This is a genomic window from Asanoa sp. NPDC049475, assembly GCF_040676915.1.
In the GTDB taxonomy this organism is placed as follows: domain Bacteria; phylum Actinomycetota; class Actinomycetes; order Mycobacteriales; family Micromonosporaceae; genus Asanoa.
The window spans coordinates 395,099-414,019 of the sequence record NZ_JBFAPY010000005.1 but is presented as its reverse complement, the minus strand read 5'-3'; the positions used below and the strand labels follow the sequence as shown (position 1 = coordinate 414,019).

The window sequence follows — 18,921 nt, the reverse complement described above, 5'->3', positions numbered from 1 at the left end:
CGTCACGCTGCTGCCATGGCGGTTCGAAGGCAAGCCCTGCGGCGGGCCAGGTCCTGGTCAACGGATCTGATGGGCACAGCGGGGATCGCGACTGTCGTCGCGGTGGTCGCTCTGTGGCTGCACGGCTCGGGGCTGCAGGCGCTCACTGTCGGTGGCGCGGCGGCCGCCACCTCGGCGGGGCGGCTGACCGGCCTGGTCGCCAGCGATCTCCTGCTGCTGCAGGTGTTCCTGATGGCGCGCGTACCGTGGCTGGAACGTGCCTTCGGCCAGGACCGGCTCACCCGCTGGCATCGGTACACCGGCTTCGCTTCGTTCTGGTTGATGAGCGCGCACGTGCTGTTGATCGTCATCGGCGAGGCCGGCACCGCCCAAACGAACCTGCTCTCCGAGGCCTGGAACATCACCGTGGACGAGCCGGGCATGCTCCTGGCCGTAGCCGGCACGGCCGCGCTGGTCGCGGTCACCGGACTCGCGATCCGCGCAGCACGACGCCGGCTGCGCTACGAGTCCTGGCATCTGCTGCACCTGTACGCCTACATCGGCGTCGGGCTCGCGCTGCCACACCAACTCTGGGCCGGTAGCGACTTCGTCAGCTCGCCGGGCGCCCGCGCGTACTGGTGGAGCGCCTATCTCTGCTGCGCCGGCAGCGTCCTGGTGTTCCGGCTGGCGCTGCCGCTGTGGCGCAGCCACCGGTACGGGCTGCGCGTCGAACGCGTCGTGCGCGAGACCGCGGACGTCTTCTCTATCCATCTCACCGGTCGCGGACTGCGGCGCATGCCGGTAAGAGCGGGTCAGTTCTTCACCTTCCGGTTTCTCACCGGCACCGGCTGGACCCGCGCACACCCGTTCTCGCTGTCCGCCGCACCGCGCGACGACCTCCTGCGCATCACGATACGGTCCGGCGGCGACGACTCGGCCCGCATCGCGTCCGCCCGTCCCGGCACCCGCGTGCTGATCGAAGGTCCGCACGGCCGGCTCACCGCCACGACCCGCACGCGACGACAGATCCTGCTGTTCGGCGCCGGGATCGGGATCACACCTCTACGGGCGTTGCTGGAGGAACTGTCGTTCCGGCCGGGAGAAGCAGTGCTGGTCTACCGGGCCAGCACCGCCGACAACCTCCCGCTACGGACGGAGTTGGACACGATCGCCCGCCGCCGTGGCGCGGCCGTGCACTACCTGACCGGTCCCGCGGCGGCGCACGGCTCGTGGTTGCCCGCGTGGCTCGGTCACCTCAGCGACCAGGAGGCACTTCTGCGCATGGTACCCGGCATACGGGACCACGACGTCTACCTGTGTGGCCCCGAGCCGTGGATGGCGGCCGTGCGCCAGACGCTGCGGCGCGCCCAGGTGCCGCGCGGGCAGATCCACTACGAGTCCTTCGCGTGGTGACGGGCAAGCCCCGGGACGGCCGGGCGGGAAACGAACTCCGGAGGGTGGAGCCATGAGGCGGATAACGCTGGCTGTGGTCGGAACTGTCGCCGTGCTCGTGCTTTTGTTCAGCTATCGCGCCAGCACCGCGGGTGTTACCGGCACGGCTCCACCGGGCATCGTCGAACCGAGCGGTTCGGCTGCGGATCCGGCGCCGCGAACGTCCTCCGCCCAGACGGTGACGGTGAACGGCAGCATCGAGGACAACGGGTACGGGCCCGTCCAGGCGCGGATTGTGGTGTCGGGCAGGCGAATCGTGGACGTGAGCGCACTCTCGCTGCCCGAGGACGGGCATTCACGACGGATCAACTCCTATGCGGTGCCGCGATTGCGGCAGGAGGTCCTGGACGCGCAGAGCCCGCGCGTCGACACCGTCACCGGGGCGACCGCCACCAGCGACGCCTACCGCCGATCTGTGCAGGCCGCGCTGGACACCGCGCATCTGGGCGGCGGGTCGTGACCGGTACGGCCGGCCGACCGCCGGGACGGCGCACCTGGGTCGAACAGGTCATGGGCATGCCGATCTCCGTGCACGTCCGCAGCGGTGCGGACGCACTGTTCGTGGCAGATGCGGTGGCGGAGGCGTACGGCTCCCTGCGCCAGGTTGACCGGATCTTCAGCCTGTACCGGGTCGACAGCCAGCTCAGCGAACTGAACCAGGGCGTCCGCGCGCTCACCGACTGCGACCCCCTGGTACGCGAGGTCCTCGACCTGTGCGAGCAGGCTCGGGAACTCACCGACGGCTGGTTCGACGCGTTGTTGCCTGGCCGGGACGGACGGGCCGCCTTCGACCCGTCGGGACTGGTGAAGGGCTGGGCAGCCGAGCGGGCCGCCGCCCTGCTCGCCGACCGCGGCGTCGCCGACTTCAGCCTCAACGCCGGTGGCGACATCGTGCTGTGCGGTGGCAACGGTCTTCCCCCATGGCGGGTCGGCGTGGAGGATCCGGCCGAGCCGGATCGGCTGTGGGCAGTGCTCGAGGTCGGCGAGGCGGCGGTCGCCACGTCCGGGACCGCTCGCCGGGGTGCGCACATCGTCAACCCACGCAGCGGCCGCGCCGTCGCCGGGTTGGTATCCGTGACCGTGCTCGGCCCGTCGCTGACCTGGGCTGACGTCTATGCCACGGCGGCGGTCGCGCGCGGCCCGGACAACCTCGCCTGGCTGGGCGGGCATCCCGGCTACCACGCGCTGGTCGTGGACGGGAACGGTCTTGTCGCCGCGACGCCAGGAATCCCCACCGCGCTGAGCGCCTCGTGAGGTCGTCGGTCCCGGACCGTCGCTCACCTCGCGGCCGCGCGTGCCTGGTCGGGCATGAGGCTGAAGGCGTTCTCCTCCTCCTGCGCGTTGTGCAGGCGGAGGATCGCGTACAGGCCGTAGAGCGCGGCGCGCAGATCGGTGATCTCGACCGCCTCAGGTTGTTCGCCGATCTCGTCGCAAGCGCGTCGTAGGCGGCGCACCTGGTGCTCGATCTCCGCGTGGGTGCGGCTCAGGGACGCGGTGGGGTCCGGTCCCAGTGCGCGGTCCAGGATCGGCAGGAGTCGTTGTTCCTCGGCCTGCTCGTGGGTCAGCAACTCGGACTCGAGCCGGGTGACCAGGCTTCGCACCGACGCGATGTCTGGCTCAGGTCCGTCCAGCGCGTCCGCGTGAGCGCGGACCTGCTCGACCAGTGGCCGGATCGCGACATGCTGCGCGTACAACCGCAGAGTTTCGTCCAGGTCACTGTCCGCCAGTCGCACGGTGTGCGTGCGGCCGGGCAGCAGTGCGGTCAGCGCGATCGCGATCGCCACGACGTCGATGCCCTCCTGGAGAACGGCACCGGCAGTGGGCGAGAGCAGACCGAGCGCGGCCAGGACCATGGCCGCCACGGACATCAGCATGCCGACGGCCACGGACCGGCGAGCGATGCGCCGGCTGCGGCGGGCGATGAGAATCGCGTCGGCGAGGCCGTCGACCCGGTCCGCGGTGAGCACCACGTCAGCCGCCTCGGCCGACGCGGTCGAGCCGCGGGCCGCCAGTGCCACTCCCACGCCGGCGGCGGCGAGCGCCGGCGCGTCGTTGACACCGTCGCCGACCATGATCGTCTGGGCGGTCCCTTGTTCAGCGCGCACGATCGCCAGCTTCTCGGCCGGGTCGCGCTCCGCGTACACGGCATCGACGCCCACGATCCGACCGATGGTCTCCGCGATGTCTCCGCGGTCGCCGGTGACCAACGCCGCCCGGCGAATGCCCGCGTGGCGCAACGTCCGCAGCATGCGGGGCGCGTCCGGTCTCAGCGGATCGGTCAGCAGGAGCACTCCCGCGGGGTGCCCGTCGACGGCGACGAACACGGTCAATGACCCGTCGAGGGCCGCTCGACGACGGGCTCGCCGGACCCAGGCGGGTGTGGGGCCGTCGACGATCCAGGCGGCCTTGCCCAGCCGCACGCGGTGACCGTCGGCGACGCCCTCGATGCCGTAGCCGTGCTGCTCGCGCACGAGCGTCGCCGTTCCGAGGCGCAGGCCCCGGTCGCGGGCCGCGGTGACGATGGTGGCGGCGAGGACGTGTGCGGACGCCTGGTCGACACACGCGGCCAGCCGCAGGACGTCGTCCGCGCCAAGCCCGCCCGCCGTCATGATGCCGCTGAGGGCGGGACGGCCACGGGTCAGCGTGCCGGTCTTGTCGAACAGCAGGACACGTCCGGCCGCAAGGCGTTCCAGCGCCGAGCCGCCCTTGATGATCACGCCGTGCCGCGCCGCACGTGACAGACCGGACATGATCGCGATTGGAGCGGCCAGCAACAGCGGGCAGGGGGTCGCGACCACGAGGACCGCGACCGCGCGGACCGGGTCGCCGGTGAGCGCCCACGCCAGTCCGGCCACCGCCAGGGTCACCGGTACGAACGCGAGGGCGAACCGGTCGGCCAGTCGCACGAACGGAGCGCTCTCGGCCTGCGCCTGCTCGACGAGCCGCACCACGCCGGCATATGTCGACTGGGCCGCGCTCTGGGTCGCGACCAGGGTGACGGCGGAGCCCGCATTGACGACGCCGCTGCGGACGTCCTCACCTGCCTGCCGGTCGACGGGGTTGGCCTCGCCGGACAACGCCGACTCGTCGAACACCCCGGCATCGGCCAGGCGCCCGTCGACCGGCACGATCTCCCCGGCGCCGACCATCAGCCGGTCGCCGACGGTCACCTGGTCGACCGGTACTTCGCGGAACCCGTCCGGTCCTTCGCGCCGCGCGGTCCGTGGCGCCCGGGCGGCCAGCAGCCGCAACTCGCGGCGGGCCCGGACCGACGCGCGTGCCTCCAACACGCCGCCGGTGAACAGCATGACCGCGATGACCGCACCGGCCACCGGCTCCCCGACGAGCAACGCGCCCACCAACGCCAACCAGGCGATCACATCCACGGACGGCTTTCGGCGGCCCAGCGACGCCCCGATCGTGACGGTCGAGTACACCAGTCCGACCGCGGTCGCCGTGATCCACAGACCGTTGGCAAGATCACGACCGTCGAGGAGGCGCGCCGCCACGCCGGCTAGCAGAAGCAGCACCGACAGCCCGAACAGAAGGGTGGCACGGGCCGCCCAGAGCCACGGTAGCCACTTTCGCACCGGACCTGGCGTCACTCCGATCGCGTCAGGCAATTCTGGTCACCCCCGCCATGACGGCTCCGAGACCAACCCTCTCCCCCGGAGCGGTCAGCACCCAGTGCCAAAGGTCCTTCGCCGCCGGGGTATCGCGGACACCAGCCGACCCCATGCACCCCGGTCTGCTCGGGTCGGCGATCGCTTCCGCGCGCTGCCGGTAGACCACGAAGCCAGCACCGAGCCGAGCGAAAGGCGGTTCACCTGTGATTTTATCCGGCTAGATCATCGCCTGGTCTATTCGAATTCGGCTCATGGTCTAGCCCAGCGGCGCCCGGCCGCACTAGCGTGCCACCAACGCGAACAAAGATCGGCATTCGGATCGATGCCGGCGTCGGGTGCGAGGAGGTGGGCGCGATGTTGCTGGACGGCTCCGACCGTGCGGCCGAGGCGCGCGCCCGCCTGCTGCATCTGATCGACGAGCTTCCGGTCGGCGAGCGGATCCCCGCCGAGCGTGAACTGGCCCAACGCTGGTCGGTGGCGCGGATGACGCTCCGCAAGGCGATCGACGGGCTGGTGCTCGACGGTCTGCTGGAGCGTCGGGAACGCCAGGGCACCTACACGAGCAAGCCGCGGGTGCCGCGGCATCTGACGATCGCCTCGTTCACCGAGGAGATGACGCGCCGCGGCGTCAAGGCCAGCAGCCGGACCCTGGACATGCGCCGGATGCGGGCGACGACGCAGGTCGCCCGCCAGTTGCGGGTGCCCGAGGGCGACCCGGTGATCCGGTTCATCCGGCTGCGGTCCGGCGACGACGAGCCGCTCGCCGTCGAGACCAACATCGTCCCGGCCCGGCTGTTTCCGGACCTGGGCGCCGAGGACCTCGACGGCTCCTGGTACGCGCTGATGGAAGACCGCTACGGCATCGACATCATCTCGGGCACCGCCCAGGTCGAGCCGGCGCTGCCCGACGCCCGTACCGCCGAACTGCTCTGCATCTCCGTCACACAGCCGTGCTTCCGCATCCGGACGCTGGTCCGGGACCGGCATGGCCGCGTCGTCGAGTACGGCGAGTCCGTCTACCGCGGCGACTACTACACGATCACCGTCGAGCTCAAGCCGACGAAGAGAAGACCCGAACCCCAGAGGTAGCGCACCGCTTCATGGAGGTACCACGGTGAGAACGCGTATACATCGAAGGCGTTTTATGGCTATTGCGGCGACATTGGCGGTCGTTGCGGCCGGCTCGGCCGCATGCGGCGGGGGCGATGACGACGCCGGCGGCGGGAACGTGACGCTCACGTTCTGGACCCACACGCACCCGCCGATGATCGACCTGAACAAGAAGCTGATCGCCGAGTACGAGAGCAAGAACCCGAACGTCAAGATCGAGTACCAGACGATCCCGAACACCGAGTTCAACACCAAGATGCTGACCTCGCTGTCGACGGGTTCCGGGCCGGACATCATCAACATGGACGACAACGCCCTGCGGGGCGAGTACCTGCCCAAGCGGCTGCTCGCCGAGCTCGACCCGAAGGCGTTCGGCAAGTCGTCGGTCGCCGAGGTCGAGGCCGACTACGTGCCCGGCACGCTCGACGGCGCCAAGGACGCCGAGGGCAAGCTGTTCGGCGTGCCGAGCGAGTTCAACGGCACCGCGTTCGCCATCAACACCGCCCACTTCAAGGACGCCGGCCTGGATCCGGCGCAGCCGCCGAAGACCTGGCAGGAGGTCGTCGACTACGGCAAGAAGCTCAACGCGGCCGGTCACAAGCAGGCGTTCAACTTCCTCTACCTGCACTCCGGCTGGTACAGCCAGAACTTCCAGACGCTGGCGAACCAGACCGGCGGATCGATCGTCTCCGCCGACGGCAAGACCGCGAACCTGGAGTCCGAGGGCACCAAGGAGGCGCTGCGCCTGTGGGTCGAGCTGGCCCGCACCTCCGGGATCTCCGACCCGAAGTCCTCCTCGCGTGACGCGACCGCCCCGTTCCAGGACCTGGCCAGCGGCACCCAGTCCATGGCGATCGTCTACCCGTGGTCGATGGACCAGATCAAGGAGTCGAACCCCGACACCTACAAGAACCTGGCCGTCGTGCCGCTCCCCCAGCCCACCGCGACCTCGACCCCGGTCAACCGGGTGTACGGGTACTTCTGGGCCGTCAACAACGCCAGCAAGCAGAAGGCCGAGGCGTGGAAGTTCATCTCCTACCTCGCCAGCCAGAAGGAACGGTGGCTGACCGACGTCAGCTTCGTCCAGCCGGTCAAGGGCTGGGAGACCAGCGCACCGGCGAAGGCCATGCCGTTCATCGACGTGATCGCACAGTCCTACGGCACCGGCAAGTACGACCAGGTCGGGCCGCACTGGGCCGAGGTGCAGGACACCATCCGCGACGCGGTCGACGCGGCGGTCTTCGACGGCAAGCCGGTCGACGAGGCGCTGCGCGAGGCGAACGAGGCCGTACAGCGGAGCATCGGCTAGCCGTGACCGCCCTCTCCCGGCCGGACCAGGCCTCCCCACCCGCGGTGAACCCCCGTCACCGCCCCTCCGGCGCCGGCACCAGCCGGCGCCGGAGGGTCCACGGCCGCGACCTGCTCGGTGCCCTGCTCTCGGTGCCCGCCCTGGCGCTGTTCGCGGTGTTCGCCATCTATCCGGGGCTGCGGGTGTTCTACCTGAGCCTGTTCGACTACAGCCTCACCGCTCCGCCGGAGTTCGTCGGCCTGGACAACTTCCGGTTCCTGGCCACCGACCCCCGCTTCCGCGAGACGATCCTTAACTCGATCTTCTACACGGTCGGCACGTACCTGCCGGCGCTCGTGCTCGCGCTGCTGCTCGCGCTCGTGCTGCGCCGCATGACCAGAGGCCTCGGTTGGATCCGCCTGCTCTACTTCCTGCCGGTCGCGACCAGCTGGGTGGCGATCGCCGTGGTCTGGCGGCTCGTCCTGCACCCCGACGGCCTGCTCAACCAGACGCTCGGGCTCGACGTGACGTGGCTGACCAGCTCGACGAGCGCCCGCTGGGCACTGGTCATCATGGGCGTCTGGAAGGAGACCGGGTTCTTCCTGATCCTCTTCCTGGCGGGCCTGGCCCGGTTGCCGGCCGAGGTCCACGAGGCCGCCATGGTCGACGGCGCCAACGCCTGGCAACGCTTCTGGCGGGTCACGTTCCCGCTCCTCAAGCCCATCACCGCGATCTGCACGATCATCGCCGTCATCCGTGGCTTCCAGTCGTTCAGTCCGCAGGTCGTGCTCACCGACGGCGCGTTCGGCACCGAGGTCGTCAACCAGTTCGTCTACAAGACCGCGTTCGAGAGCGCCCGGATGGGCCGGGCCAGCGCGGTCGCGGTCCTCATGTTCGCGCTGCTGATCGCCGTCACCATGGTGCAGCTGCGGGTGTTCCGCCGGGAGGACTCATGAAGACCAGAGTCGCGCGCTTCGGCCTCCAGCTGGTCGTCGCGGCCGGCGGCGTCGCCTTCGCCGCTGTCCTCGCGTACGCCGTCCTCTCGGCGCTCAAGCCCGGCGGCGAGGTCCTCGCGGTGCCGCTGCGCTGGTGGCCGAGCAGCTTCGAGTGGCACAACTTCGCCCGGCCGTTCACCGAGACCGCGTTCAGCCGCTACTACCTCAACAGTGTGGTCGTCGGTGTCGCGGTCACGCTGCTCAACATCGTCACGTGCACCCTGGCCGGCTACAGCTTCTCGAAGTTCTCGTACCCGGGGCGCAACGCCGCGTTCGTGGTCGTGCTCGCGACGCTGATGGTGCCGCTGGAGGTCATCTACGTCCCGCTGTACGCGCTCGTGTTCGACCTCGGCTGGGTCAACAGCTTCGCCGGCCTGATCATCCCGGCCGGTACGAGCGCGTTCGGCATCTTCCTGATGCGGCAGAGCATCGACTCGGTGCCCGACGAGCTGCTCGAGGCCGCCCGGCTGGACGGCGCGGGCGTCGTGCGTACCCTCCTGACCATCATCGGTCCGCTGGTCCGCGGCCCGATCGCCGCGCTGGCGCTGTTCATCTTCCTGATGAACTGGGACAGCCACCTGTGGCCACTGCTGGTCGCCTCCGACGACGAGCACCGCACCCTGCCGGTCGGGCTCGCCGCGATGCAGGCCAACAACCTCGGCGCGAGCAGCGTGCCGATGATGATGGCGGCGGCGGTGCTCGCCCTGCTGCCGACGGTCGCGTTGTTCCTGAGCCTGCAGAAGCGCTTCGTCGAGGGCGTGGCGATGAGCGCGGGTCTGCGATGAGCGGGCTCCGGGTCGGTGTCGACGGCGGACAGTCGCGGCTGCGGCTCGCGGTCGTCGGCGACGACCGGGTGCACGAGGCGCCCGGGTTCAGCTACCACGCCGGCGACACGATCGCGGCCACCATCGACGCGGTCGAGCAGGCGTGGGCATCGGCCGGCGCGACCGGCCCCGTCGCACGGGTCGTGCTGGGGCTGACGGGACTGCCCTCGAGCACGAACCGGCGCGACGCCCTCTCGGCCGGCATCGCCCGCGTGCTGCGCGCCCGGGAGGTCGTGCTCGGCGCCGACAACGTGACCGCGCACGCGGGCGCGCTGCCCTCCTCGCACGGTGTCGCGCTCACGGTCGGCACCGGGGTCGGCTGCCTGGTCGTCGACCCGGCCACCGCGACGATCCGGCGGCTCGACGGCTGGGGCCATCTGCTCGGCGACGACGGCAGTGCGTTCGCGATCGGCCGCGGCGGCGTCGCGGCCGTGCTGCGCGCGGTCGACGGTCGCGGACCGGCGACCGCGCTCACCGCGGCCGCAGAGGAGCGTTTCGGACCCGTGCCGCAGCTGACCGAACGCATCTACACGTCGCCGCGGATGGTCGACGACATCGCCCGGTTCGCGCCGGACGTGGTCGCGGCCGCGGCTTGCGGCGACCCGGCGTCCGTCCACATCATCCGGTCGGCGGCGGGCGAGCTCGCGCACACCGCGGCGAGCGCGGTCGCCGTCGTCGCCGGAACCGGTGCGGTGCCGGTGGCGCTCGTCGGCCGGCTGGTCGCGGCCGGCGGCCCGCTCGTCGACGCGTTCCACGAGGCGCTGGCCGCCGCGTGCCCGCGCGCGTCGCCCGTGCCGCCGGCCGGCGGCTCCCTCGACGGCGCCTGCCGCCTCGCCCAGCTCGACCACTGTGGCCCGTACGCCGGCCACCTTCACGCCTACCGAGGACTCTGATGCAGGTTCCGTTTCCGCCCCAGTCACTGATCGTGTCGTGCCAGGCGCAGCCCGACAGCGCGCTGCACGGCCCGGACTCCATGGCCCGGATGGCCCGGGAGGCGCTGCGCGGCGGCGCGCAGGGCATCCGCGCCAACGGCGTCGCCGATGTCGCCGCGATCCGCGCCGTCGTCGACGTGCCCATCATCGGCATCAACAAGCTCGGTGACCGCGACGGCGTGTTCATCACCCCCTCGGCAGCGGCCGCCGGTGCGGTGATCGAGGCCGGCGCCGACCTCGTCGCCGTCGACGGCACGCGCCGGGCACGGCCCGACGGCACTTCGCTGTCCGCGCAGATCGAGGCCATCCACCGGGAGTACGGCGTGCCGGTGATGGCGGACGTGGACGACTACGAGGCCGGGCTGGCCGCGGCGGACGCGGGTGCCGACCTGGTCGCGACGACGCTGTCCGGCTACACGGGCGGGACGGTGCCGGTCGGTCCCGACCTCGACCTGGTCGCCCGGTTGGCGGCCGCGATCGCGGTGCCGGTGGTCGCCGAGGGCCGGATCTGGACGCCGCAGGAGGCCCGGGCGGCACTCGACGCCGGCGCGCACGCGGTGGTGGTCGGCACCGCGATCACCAACCCCGCCGCGATCACCGGGCTGTTCCGGCGGGCCGCGGCATGAGGGTCGGCCACGCCGCCGTGCCGCTGGAGGTCCCGGTCGGCACACCGCTGGGCGGGTACGCCGGACGCGCCGGCCCGTCGACCGGCACGCTCGACGCGCTGTCGGTCGCCGCGGTCTCCATCGAGAGCGGCGGCACCCGGTTCGTCTGGGTCGTCGCGGACCTGCCGTACGTCCACGAGGACCTCGCGGCCTCCGTCGCGGCGACCATGCCGGACGCCGCGGTCTGGCTGTCGGCGTCGCACACCCACGCCGGCCCGGAGACCAGCTGCCTGCCGTCCGCGCAGGCCACGCCGGCACCGTGGCTGGAGGCGGTCACCGAGGCCGCCGCGCAAGCGATGACGGAGGCCGTCGCGGCCGAGCGCGAGGCCCTGCTGGAGCTGCGGCGCACGCGGCTGACCGGCGTCGGCGGGCAACGGTCGGGAGCACGGCCGCGGCGCACCGTGCCGATCGACACGCTCAGCTTCAGCGATCCGTCCGGCGCGGTGCTCGGGGTCGTCGTCGTGTTGCCCATCCACCCGACCGTGCTCAGCGCCGACAACCTGTGCGTGAGCGCCGACCTCACCGGCGCCACCCGTCGCGCGCTGGCCGACGTGGGTCCGTGGGCGGTGGTCGCCACCGGCGCGGCCGGCGACGTCAGCACGCGGACCCACCGGCTGGCGCAGACGCCCGATGAGTGTGCGCGGCTGGGCGGGATCGTGGCCGAGACCGTCGCACGCGGCCTGCGGCGATCGGCCCGGGCCGTCGTGCCCGCGCACGCCGCCATCGCCTCCCGGCAGGTGCGGGTGCCGCTGGAGGCCAAGCCCCCGCCCGGGTCGCCGGCGCTGATCGCCTCGCTGTCAGCACGGTTGGAGCGGGCACAGGGCGAGGTCGCCCGGCGCACCGCGTGGACGGCGTTGCAGGCGGCCCGGCTGGCGGCGGAGTCACCGGCCCCCGCCGTCGATCCGTCCTGCGTCGCGTCGGCGGTCCGGATCGGCCCCGTCTCGCTGGTAGCGGTCGGCGCGGAGCCCTACCTGGCGCTCGGTGAACGGCTCGATCGGACGCTCGACCACCCGACCGTGCTCGTCGGATACACCAACGGCTACCTCGGCTACCTGCCCGTCCGGGCCGCCTACCGGCGCGCGGACTACGAGGTGCTGCGCTCCCCGGTCGTCGCCGGGAGCGCCGAAATCGTGCTCGACCAGGCGGCCGCGCTCGCCCTGGCTAACCGGAAGGATCGCCCGTGACCAACCCAACCGCCCTCGGTGCCATCCAGGAGGCGATTGACAGCGTCGTCGCCACCCAGGGGCCGGCGATCAGCAAAGCCGCGCTGCTGTGCACCGACGCGCTGGCCGGAGACGGCATCGTCCAGGTCTTCGGCACCGGCCACTCCCGCTCGTTCGCGATGGAGATCGCCGGTCGGGCCGGCGGTCTGGTGCCCGCGAACGCACTGTCCATCAAGGACCTGGTGATGTACGGCGGTGTGGACCCGGACGAGATCCTGGACCCGCACTGCGAACGGGACCCCGCGCTCGCGCACCGGGTCTGGGCGCTGCACGACGTGCGCCCGGAGGACGTGCTGCTGATCGCGTCGAACTCGGGGATCAACGGCGCGGTCGTCGAGATGGCCACGATCGCCCGCGACAACGGCAACCCGGTGGTAGCGGTCACGTCGGTCGCGCACAGCTCCTCGATGGCGTCGCGGCACCCGTCGGGCGCGCGGCTGTTCGAGGTCGCCGACGTCGTGATCGACAACCGGGGCGTTCCCGGTGACGCCGCCCTCGAACTGCCCGGCGGCGCGCGGATCGTGCCGACGTCGACGATGACCAGCGTGCTGGTCGCGCAGTTGCTGACCGCGCAGGTCTGCGAGGCACTGATCGCCCGCGGCATCGACCCGCCGGTCTACCTGTCCGCGAACGTGGAGGGCGGCGACGCGCACAACGACGCCCTGCTCGCCCGCTACGCCGGCCGTCTCAAGGTGCACGAGCCCTAGACCGCGCCGGTCCCGTCAGGTAAGCCGCACGCCGAGGCCGCACCGGCAACAGTGCCCGGTGCGGCCTTGGCGCCGCGTCAGTGCTTCTTCGACACGCGCAGCGGGAAGGTCCCCGCACCCACGGTGTCGAGCGTGACGGTGTTCGCCGTCACGTAGCGGTCCAGGTACGGCGACCGGTCACCCTGGGTGGGCGCGTCGAACCGCGGGTCCTGCACCTCCAACGCGAGCCGCGCGTCGGTCACGGCGATCGTCTGACCCGAGGCGACCGGGCGCCATCCCCGCGAGGTGATGGTGCCGAGCTGGACACCGAGCCGGTGGCCCTGCTCGAACGTCCAGTCGTTCGCCTTCAGCGGGAACGAGGTCGAGCGGTCCTTCAGCGCCGCGACCATCTCGTTGAACATCGTCGCCCTGCCGTCCGCCGCGACGTCCCACAGCCGTACCCACACATTGCCCTGGCCCTGCGTCTTCAGCGAGATCTCGGGCGTACCGGTGATCCGCACCTGCTTCTCCGCGGGCGTGGAGAAGGACCAGTAGCTGTTGCCAGGTTCGTCGGCGGCGAGGGCGTTCGGCTGTGACGATTCGTTCTCGATGTCCCAACCGGCTGGCCGCTCCGGCTCCGCCGCCCGCTGCACCGCCACCTGGCCGCCGTCGTCGACATACCGCCCGGGCGCGAGCCGCGCCGTGTACGAGTCGTTGACCACCGGCCAGGTCGGCTGGGCGCGCCAGTCGCCGAGACTGTCCTCAATGGAGAACGCCGGGTCCTGCACCGACGGCTTGATGCCGCGCAGGTGCTGGTCGTAGAACCGCATCACCTCGTCGAACCAACCGGCCCGGCCCATCTTGAGCCGGCCGCTGCTGTCGGTCTCGTTGCCGCGGACGTGCTCCCACTGGCCGAGCCAGCCGCGTTCCGGGCCGTGGTGGTTGGCCAGGTACTTCTGCATGTCCTCGGGCTTGGTGTTGTCCTCGATGAAGCCCGACGTGACGAACAACGGTGTACGCGAGCCCGCGGCGCGGGAGGCGAAGTCACGGGCGCGCCAGAACGCCGACTTCGGGTCGGGATCCTGGGTGTCGGTGCTGTTGTTGACCTGGCACTCGGGGTGGGTCTTCTCGTAGTCCGCGTTCGCCTTGTAGCGTTCGCTGTCGCCGGACAGCTGCGGCATCGTCGCGATGGAGTAGTAGCTGCGCGGGCTGCTGGTCGCGTTCGAGCGCGGGACGCCGTTGCTGAACAGGTAGTTGTAGCGGTTCCACGTCGGTTCCTGCGCGATGATCGCCTTCAAGGGCTTGAGCTTGAGGACGTTGGCCGCGAGCCCGGTGTTGGCGTCGTACGACTTGCCGTACATGCCCACCTTGCCGGTCGACCACGGCTGGCGCGCGGCCCACTCGACGGCCGCCTTGATGTCGGCCTGCTCGCCGGGGCCGAGGAAGTCCAGGCAGCCCGTGCTGCCGCCGAAGCCGCGCAGGTCGACCATCACGAAGGTGTAGCCACGTTCCATGAGCTGGGCGCCGTCGATCAGGTCCTGGAAGCGGCCCGACGGCCCGACCTGTTCGAAGCCGCCGGGAGAGGTCTCGCCGGCGTGCGAGAAGTAGGGTCCGACCGACAGGATCACCGGGGTCCTGGTCCGCGCCGGCAGGTGCGCCGGGCGCAGGACGTCGGCGTGGAGCTCGACTCCGCTGCCGTCCGAGGACGGGAAGTACGCCTCCGTCCACGCTGCCCCTTCGGGAACCCGAGGGTTCTCCTCGTGGGTGACCGGGGCTCCGCCCGCACCTGACACCGGAGCGGCCTGTGCCACTGAGGGTCCTGTGGTGAGGCTCGTGAAAATGGCCAACGCACCCGCCGTGACGGGCAGGGCCACTCTCCTCCGAAGGTTCATCCAACCTCCACCTAACTCCAGACGATCTCGTCCGGTTGGCCATTGATGCTAATGATCATTGGCGAAGATGTATCCCACAGTTATCTCGCCGTGACCTTCCGCTGCGTCGGCCGACGCGGCGCGGTACTGTCCGCCCAGCGCCAAGTGATCAACCACACTGGAGGCTTCATGCGTCGATTCCTGCGGGCCGCTCTCACCATGGCCCTCGCGACCGCCCTGCTGTCCCTGTCCCCCGCGATCGCCCAGGCCGACCAGGGGACGGTGACCCGGACGACGCTGACCAGCGCGCGCACCGTCAACCCCGGTGTGGGGCCGGTGCTGCTGGCCAGCCGCACCGTCACGCTGGCGGAGGGCGAGTTCCGGCACGTCAAAGGCCGGTTCGAGGCGACCAGCAGCACGACCGCGATCGTCGCGATGAACGTCCACGTGCAGTGTCGTGATGCGGGCGGTGCGATGGTCGGCGTGCAGGGCGTCACGTCGCGCAACCACGAGGGATCCGACACGGCGTACGCGATCCAGGGGCACCTCCCCATCTACGCGGACCTGCTGTTCACCGCACCGGTCGCGGGCACCTACACCTGCGGCGTGTACGGCCTGACGGCGACCAGCGGCAGCACGTCGTATCACCTGACGGCCGTGGCCGGCAGCACCTGGGTGGAGGTGAGCGACACCGACCAGGTCGGTGCGCGCTGGTGGCAGAATCCGGCCTGCGACAGTGCCGGCACCCTGTCGACGTGCAGCTACATCGGTGCCGGGACCTCGACGGTGCACGTGTTCTACAACGACGGCACGCCGGTCTACAAGTGGACGCCCGCACCTACGGCGACCGCGGTGCAGGCGCTGGCCAACATGACGGTCACGACCTGCTACCAGAACACGGCCTCGTGCAAGCGGCCCAGCGTCGCGTCGTACCAGAAGCCTCGCGGCACCAACGCCGTCATCGACACGCGGCTGGAGCTGATCCAGCTCGACGCGACGCAGCACACCTGCCGCACCGCGGCGACCACGACGACCCGCAGCACGATCCGCGACGACGCGCACCACTACGTCATCTACTACAGCCTGCCCCGGGTGACGATCGACCCGACGTGCGGCACGCGCACGTTCATCCTGCGCGTGGTCGCCACCCACGTCTCCGGACAGCCGGTGAAGATCGACGGCGTGCAGAACACGACGACGGTCCTCACCCACGGGATCGCGATGAACCTGTTCAGCTGAGTGGCCCGCGGGGCCGATATCATCCGGCCGATGGATCTCGAGGCATATCTCAAACGAGTCGGCCTGCCGAGGTCGGCGCCGACGCTGCCGTTCCTTGCGGCGTTGCACGAGGCACATGTACGCACGTTCACGTTCGACAACATCGACGTGCTGCTGGACCAGCATCCAGGCGTCGACCTGGCGGCGATCGAGGCCAAGTTCGTGACGCGGGGCCGGGGCGGGTACTGCTTCGAGCACGCCACGCTGTTCGCCGCAGCACTGGAATCTTTGGGCTACCAGGTCGAGCGCCGGCTGGGACGGGTGGGCGACGTGCGTACGGCACCGCGCACCCACTGCGTCGTCGTCGTCTCCGTCGAAGGAGTGCGGTGGTTGGCCGATCCGGGCTTCGGGCACAGCCTGCTGCGCCCGATCCCGCTGGCCGACGGGGCGTACGACGACCACGGTGGGTGGCCCTTCCGCCTGGCCCGCGTCGACTCCCCCGACACAGGCAAGGCGTGGCAACTACAACGATTCCGCGGCGGTGAGTGGGAGGTGATGCACACGTCCGACGAGCTCCCGGTGCACCAGGTCGACGTGCGGATGGGACACCATTTCACGAGCACCTACCCGACGTCGCACTTCCGCAGCGGCCTGATGCTGACGCGCCACCAACCGGGTCGCCACATCTCGCTCACCCACCAGACGGTGACCATCCGTCAGCCCGGCGAGCCGACCGACCACCGCCCGCTCGCGCCCGGCGAACTGGAGAAGCTGCTCACCGAGGTCGAAGCGGGCCTGACCCCGGACGAGACCGCACGGCTGCTCGCGAGAGTCGACCGAATTTCCGGGTAGCGCGCTCGGCGTTGCGCGTAACCGTCCTCAGGGAGCGTAGGAGTGCGGTCCGCCGAGCCAGCGGCTCAGATACTCCGATTGGATGTCGCCCGTGAGCAGGCCGACCAGCGTCGCGGCGAAGCCGACCCCGTAGCGCTCCCAGAGCGGGCCTTCCTCCTTCAGGACCACAGGCCAGTCGTCCGGCGCCACACCCGGCCGCACATGCCAGAAGAGGAAGTCGCCGTTGCCGGTGCACCCCCACGAGATCAGGTTGTCACCGGGCGCGAACCAGGACGGAACATCTTCGCGGTCCGGCGTCCAACGCGACGCATCACCCAGCGCCCAGTGGCCGGATCCGCTGTCAGGCCCTGCGAAGTCGAGGCGGACACACTCGTACGCCCAGGTGTTGTGCCGGACAAGGTTCGCCCAGTCCTGGGTCGCATCGGGGACGCAGACGATGACGTGGTCGTCGACGGATCCGGCGCCGTGCGCGTCCACGAACGTCTTGTAGTCGTTCGGAAGCACCACACCCAGCTCGGTCTCAACCGGCGACCAGTCGCATCCGTTCCGGGTTGCCGATGCTCGCGCCGCAAGACCCAGAATCTGCGGAAGTCGCTTCGCGGCATCGGCCGGCTCAGGCAGTGCACCGGCGCGGTCGACCACACGCTCCCCGGAAAGGAGGTCGTCGGGTCTGAGCAGCTCGCCACCGACGCCGCTGACAACGGCGAACGACCCCGTGAGCTCGACCACGACCAGGTCCACATCCCGCGGGGCGCGGCCGTGCTCGCGGTAGGCACGGTCGAATCGGTCTCCGGGGCGAGCCCAATGCCGTGGGTGATAGTCCGGCTCGCCTTCGAGCCGCCAGCCACCCGCCACTGCCTGAACCGACTCCACGGCGAAGCCCAAACGCTCCTTACGCACGCCCGCTATTGTGCCGGACCGGAAAATCGCTATGCACAAAGGGATTCAGCACTGATCATTGAGGGGTGCGTATCCCTGGACAGTTTCCGTTCGCGCTCGGCGCTCCCGGCGTCGCGCCGGAGTCGGTGCTGCCCGTTGTGCTTACCGTGGACGACTCCGACTCTCCTCGTGATGTCATCGACGCGCTCGCGTTGACCGCGTTCGTCGCCGGGCATCAGCCGCACGCGACGTCGCGCGATCTGACCAACGTGCGCGAGGGCGCCACCCTGCTGCCGGCCGGCGTCACCGCGTCGCGCGAGAGCATCAGCGACACCGAACACGCGCGGTTGGCTTGCGGTGAGGGCTGGACGTTGCGGTCCGTGCACTGGCCGCGGAGCAAGAGCGCCCAGATCTCGGTCACCGCTGTCACGGCCGCGTTGGTCGCCGAGATCCTCGAGCGCGCTGTCGACGGGATGACCGAGGAGCCCGCGCCGGTCGAGGAGTCGGTGCAGATGGGCTTCTGGTACGCCGCGTCGCAAGGCCCGCAGCGTCACCCGCGGCCGATCACGGCGGGTTCCTGGGCCGACATCCGGGCCAACTACGCCGGTGTCGCGGCGGCCAGCTTCGACCGCCTCATGAAGGTCGACCGCGAGTCCGTGCACGGCCGGCTGTTGCTGCTGCACGGCCCGCCCGGCACCGGCAAGACCACGGTGTTGCGGGCGCTCGCGCGCGAGTGGCACGAGTGGTGCCAGTTCGACTGCGTGCTCGACCCGGAGGCGCTGTTCACCAACCCGGCATACCTGATGGAGGTCGCCCTCAGCAGTTCCGGTGACTGCCGTTGCCCCGACAAGCGGCACGACAAGTGGCGGCTGCTGCTGCTGGAGGACTGCGACGAGCTGATCCGCGGCGAGGCCAAGCACAACACCGGCCAGGCGTTGTCGCGGCTGCTCAACCTCACCGACGGCCTGCTCGGTCAGGGACGCAAGGTGTTGGTGGCGATCACGACCAACGAGGACCTCGCGCGCCTGCACCCGGCCGTCGTGCGTCCCGGGCGTTGCCTGGCCCGCGTCGAGGTGCCGGCACTGCCGTTCGGCGAGGCCACGGCCTGGCTCGGCACCTCGGCCGGGGTGCCGGCGGACGGCGCCACCCTGGCCGAGCTCTACGCCCTGCGCGACGGCTACGGCAGCACGGAGGAACGGGAGCCGGTCGCCACCGGTCTCTACCTCTAGGCGAGTAAGTCCCAACGGCCCCGCGTTGAAGGGCTGTCGCGGCCTTTGGGCTGCGGGCCGTGGCCGTGACAGGCCTTCAGTGCTCCGTCAGT

17 protein-coding genes are annotated in these 18,921 nt (G+C 70.8%); 14 read left to right on the top strand and 3 right to left on the bottom strand.

Annotation, left to right across the window (positions count from 1 at the left end; genetic code table 11):
- Positions 1 to 15: 15 nt before the first annotated feature.
- The 3 genes from AB0J88_RS21895 to AB0J88_RS21885 are packed head-to-tail and all read left to right on the top strand — an operon-like array spanning position 16 to position 2,685.
- Entirely contained in the window at positions 16 to 1,392 is a 1,377-nt protein-coding gene (locus AB0J88_RS21895) for a ferredoxin reductase family protein (RefSeq protein WP_364361499.1), read from the top strand.
- 52 nt (positions 1,393 to 1,444) lie between these two features.
- The gene (locus AB0J88_RS21890; protein WP_364361501.1) at positions 1,445 to 1,891 is read left to right on the top strand and encodes an FMN-binding protein; all 447 of its coding nucleotides are present in this window, start codon (positions 1,445 to 1,447) and stop codon (positions 1,889 to 1,891) included.
- Positions 1,888 to 2,685, top strand: a complete 798-nt coding sequence (locus AB0J88_RS21885; RefSeq protein WP_364361503.1) for an FAD:protein FMN transferase — start codon at positions 1,888 to 1,890, stop codon at positions 2,683 to 2,685. Before AB0J88_RS21890 ends, AB0J88_RS21885 begins: the two co-directional genes overlap by 4 nt.
- Before the next feature lie 23 nt (positions 2,686 to 2,708).
- Here the strand turns inward: AB0J88_RS21885 and AB0J88_RS21880 are convergent, their stop codons facing one another.
- A complete protein-coding gene (locus AB0J88_RS21880) occupies positions 2,709 to 5,021 on the bottom strand; it encodes a heavy metal translocating P-type ATPase (RefSeq protein WP_364361505.1) in 2,313 nt (770 codons plus the stop codon).
- 390 nt (positions 5,022 to 5,411) lie between these two features.
- Between AB0J88_RS21880 and AB0J88_RS21875 the strand changes: the two genes are divergently transcribed.
- From AB0J88_RS21875 to AB0J88_RS21840, 8 genes are all read left to right on the top strand, one after another.
- Positions 5,412 to 6,146 carry a GntR family transcriptional regulator gene (locus AB0J88_RS21875; RefSeq protein ID WP_364361507.1) on the top strand — a complete coding sequence of 245 codons (735 nt, stop codon included), beginning with the start codon at positions 5,412 to 5,414 and terminating at the stop codon, positions 6,144 to 6,146.
- A 139-nt stretch (positions 6,147 to 6,285) separates the two neighbouring features.
- The gene (locus AB0J88_RS21870) at positions 6,286 to 7,476 is read left to right on the top strand and encodes an extracellular solute-binding protein (RefSeq protein ID WP_364361509.1); all 1,191 of its coding nucleotides are present in this window, start codon (positions 6,286 to 6,288) and stop codon (positions 7,474 to 7,476) included.
- A 2-nt stretch (positions 7,477 to 7,478) separates the two neighbouring features.
- Positions 7,479 to 8,411, top strand: coding sequence for a sugar ABC transporter permease (locus AB0J88_RS21865; protein ID WP_364361511.1), 933 nt, complete (start codon positions 7,479 to 7,481; stop codon positions 8,409 to 8,411).
- Complete coding sequence (locus AB0J88_RS21860) at positions 8,408 to 9,235, top strand: carbohydrate ABC transporter permease (protein ID WP_364361513.1); 828 nt, start codon at positions 8,408 to 8,410, stop codon at positions 9,233 to 9,235. Before AB0J88_RS21865 ends, AB0J88_RS21860 begins: the two co-directional genes overlap by 4 nt.
- Positions 9,232 to 10,167 (top strand): BadF/BadG/BcrA/BcrD ATPase family protein, encoded by a 936-nt coding sequence (locus AB0J88_RS21855; protein WP_364361515.1) that lies wholly within the window; start codon positions 9,232 to 9,234, stop codon positions 10,165 to 10,167. Before AB0J88_RS21860 ends, AB0J88_RS21855 begins: the two co-directional genes overlap by 4 nt.
- Positions 10,167 to 10,832 carry a putative N-acetylmannosamine-6-phosphate 2-epimerase gene (locus AB0J88_RS21850; RefSeq protein ID WP_364361517.1) on the top strand — a complete coding sequence of 222 codons (666 nt, stop codon included), beginning with the start codon at positions 10,167 to 10,169 and terminating at the stop codon, positions 10,830 to 10,832. The genes AB0J88_RS21855 and AB0J88_RS21850 overlap by 1 nt, the downstream gene beginning before the upstream one ends.
- The gene (locus tag AB0J88_RS21845) at positions 10,829 to 12,055 is read left to right on the top strand and encodes a hypothetical protein (RefSeq protein ID WP_364361519.1); all 1,227 of its coding nucleotides are present in this window, start codon (positions 10,829 to 10,831) and stop codon (positions 12,053 to 12,055) included. Before AB0J88_RS21850 ends, AB0J88_RS21845 begins: the two co-directional genes overlap by 4 nt.
- Complete coding sequence (locus tag AB0J88_RS21840) at positions 12,052 to 12,801, top strand: SIS domain-containing protein (RefSeq protein ID WP_364361521.1); 750 nt, start codon at positions 12,052 to 12,054, stop codon at positions 12,799 to 12,801. Before AB0J88_RS21845 ends, AB0J88_RS21840 begins: the two co-directional genes overlap by 4 nt.
- A gap of 77 nt (positions 12,802 to 12,878) precedes the next feature.
- Here AB0J88_RS21840 and AB0J88_RS21835 read toward each other — a convergent pair whose 3' ends face one another.
- On the bottom strand, positions 12,879 to 14,591 hold the full coding sequence (locus AB0J88_RS21835) for a CocE/NonD family hydrolase (RefSeq protein WP_364361523.1): 1,713 nt from the start codon (positions 14,589 to 14,591) through the stop codon (positions 12,879 to 12,881).
- Between the two features lie 249 nt (positions 14,592 to 14,840).
- Between AB0J88_RS21835 and AB0J88_RS21830 the strand changes: the two genes are divergently transcribed.
- Positions 14,841 to 15,890, top strand: coding sequence for a hypothetical protein (locus AB0J88_RS21830; RefSeq protein WP_364361525.1), 1,050 nt, complete (start codon positions 14,841 to 14,843; stop codon positions 15,888 to 15,890).
- 30 nt (positions 15,891 to 15,920) lie between these two features.
- The gene (locus AB0J88_RS21825) at positions 15,921 to 16,721 is read left to right on the top strand and encodes an arylamine N-acetyltransferase (RefSeq protein ID WP_364361527.1); all 801 of its coding nucleotides are present in this window, start codon (positions 15,921 to 15,923) and stop codon (positions 16,719 to 16,721) included.
- A 27-nt stretch (positions 16,722 to 16,748) separates the two neighbouring features.
- Here the strand turns inward: AB0J88_RS21825 and AB0J88_RS21820 are convergent, their stop codons facing one another.
- Positions 16,749 to 17,660 carry an SMI1/KNR4 family protein gene (locus tag AB0J88_RS21820; RefSeq protein WP_364361529.1) on the bottom strand — a complete coding sequence of 304 codons (912 nt, stop codon included), beginning with the start codon at positions 17,658 to 17,660 and terminating at the stop codon, positions 16,749 to 16,751.
- Between the two features lie 26 nt (positions 17,661 to 17,686).
- On the opposite strand from AB0J88_RS21820, the gene AB0J88_RS21815 reads away from it, so the two are divergent.
- On the top strand, positions 17,687 to 18,829 hold the full coding sequence (locus AB0J88_RS21815) for a DUF5925 domain-containing protein (protein ID WP_364361531.1): 1,143 nt from the start codon (positions 17,687 to 17,689) through the stop codon (positions 18,827 to 18,829).
- Positions 18,830 to 18,921 lie beyond the last annotated feature (92 nt).

What these genes read in the sequence shown, in the direction of transcription:
- AB0J88_RS21895 (WP_364361499.1), top strand. Translation starts at nt 16, where the DNA reads ATGGCGGTTCGAAGGCAAGCCCTGCGGCGGGCCAGGTCCTGGTCAACG.
- AB0J88_RS21830 (WP_364361525.1), top strand. Translation starts at nt 14,841, where the DNA reads ATGCGTCGATTCCTGCGGGCCGCTCTCACCATGGCCCTCGCGACCGCC.
- AB0J88_RS21875 (WP_364361507.1), top strand. Translation starts at nt 5,412, where the DNA reads ATGTTGCTGGACGGCTCCGACCGTGCGGCCGAGGCGCGCGCCCGCCTG.
- AB0J88_RS21855 (WP_364361515.1), top strand. Translation starts at nt 9,232, where the DNA reads ATGAGCGGGCTCCGGGTCGGTGTCGACGGCGGACAGTCGCGGCTGCGG.
- AB0J88_RS21860 (WP_364361513.1), top strand. Translation starts at nt 8,408, where the DNA reads ATGAAGACCAGAGTCGCGCGCTTCGGCCTCCAGCTGGTCGTCGCGGCC.
- AB0J88_RS21890 (WP_364361501.1), top strand. Translation starts at nt 1,445, where the DNA reads ATGAGGCGGATAACGCTGGCTGTGGTCGGAACTGTCGCCGTGCTCGTG.
- AB0J88_RS21845 (WP_364361519.1), top strand. Translation starts at nt 10,829, where the DNA reads ATGAGGGTCGGCCACGCCGCCGTGCCGCTGGAGGTCCCGGTCGGCACA.
- AB0J88_RS21825 (WP_364361527.1), top strand. Translation starts at nt 15,921, where the DNA reads ATGGATCTCGAGGCATATCTCAAACGAGTCGGCCTGCCGAGGTCGGCG.
- AB0J88_RS21850 (WP_364361517.1), top strand. Translation starts at nt 10,167, where the DNA reads ATGCAGGTTCCGTTTCCGCCCCAGTCACTGATCGTGTCGTGCCAGGCG.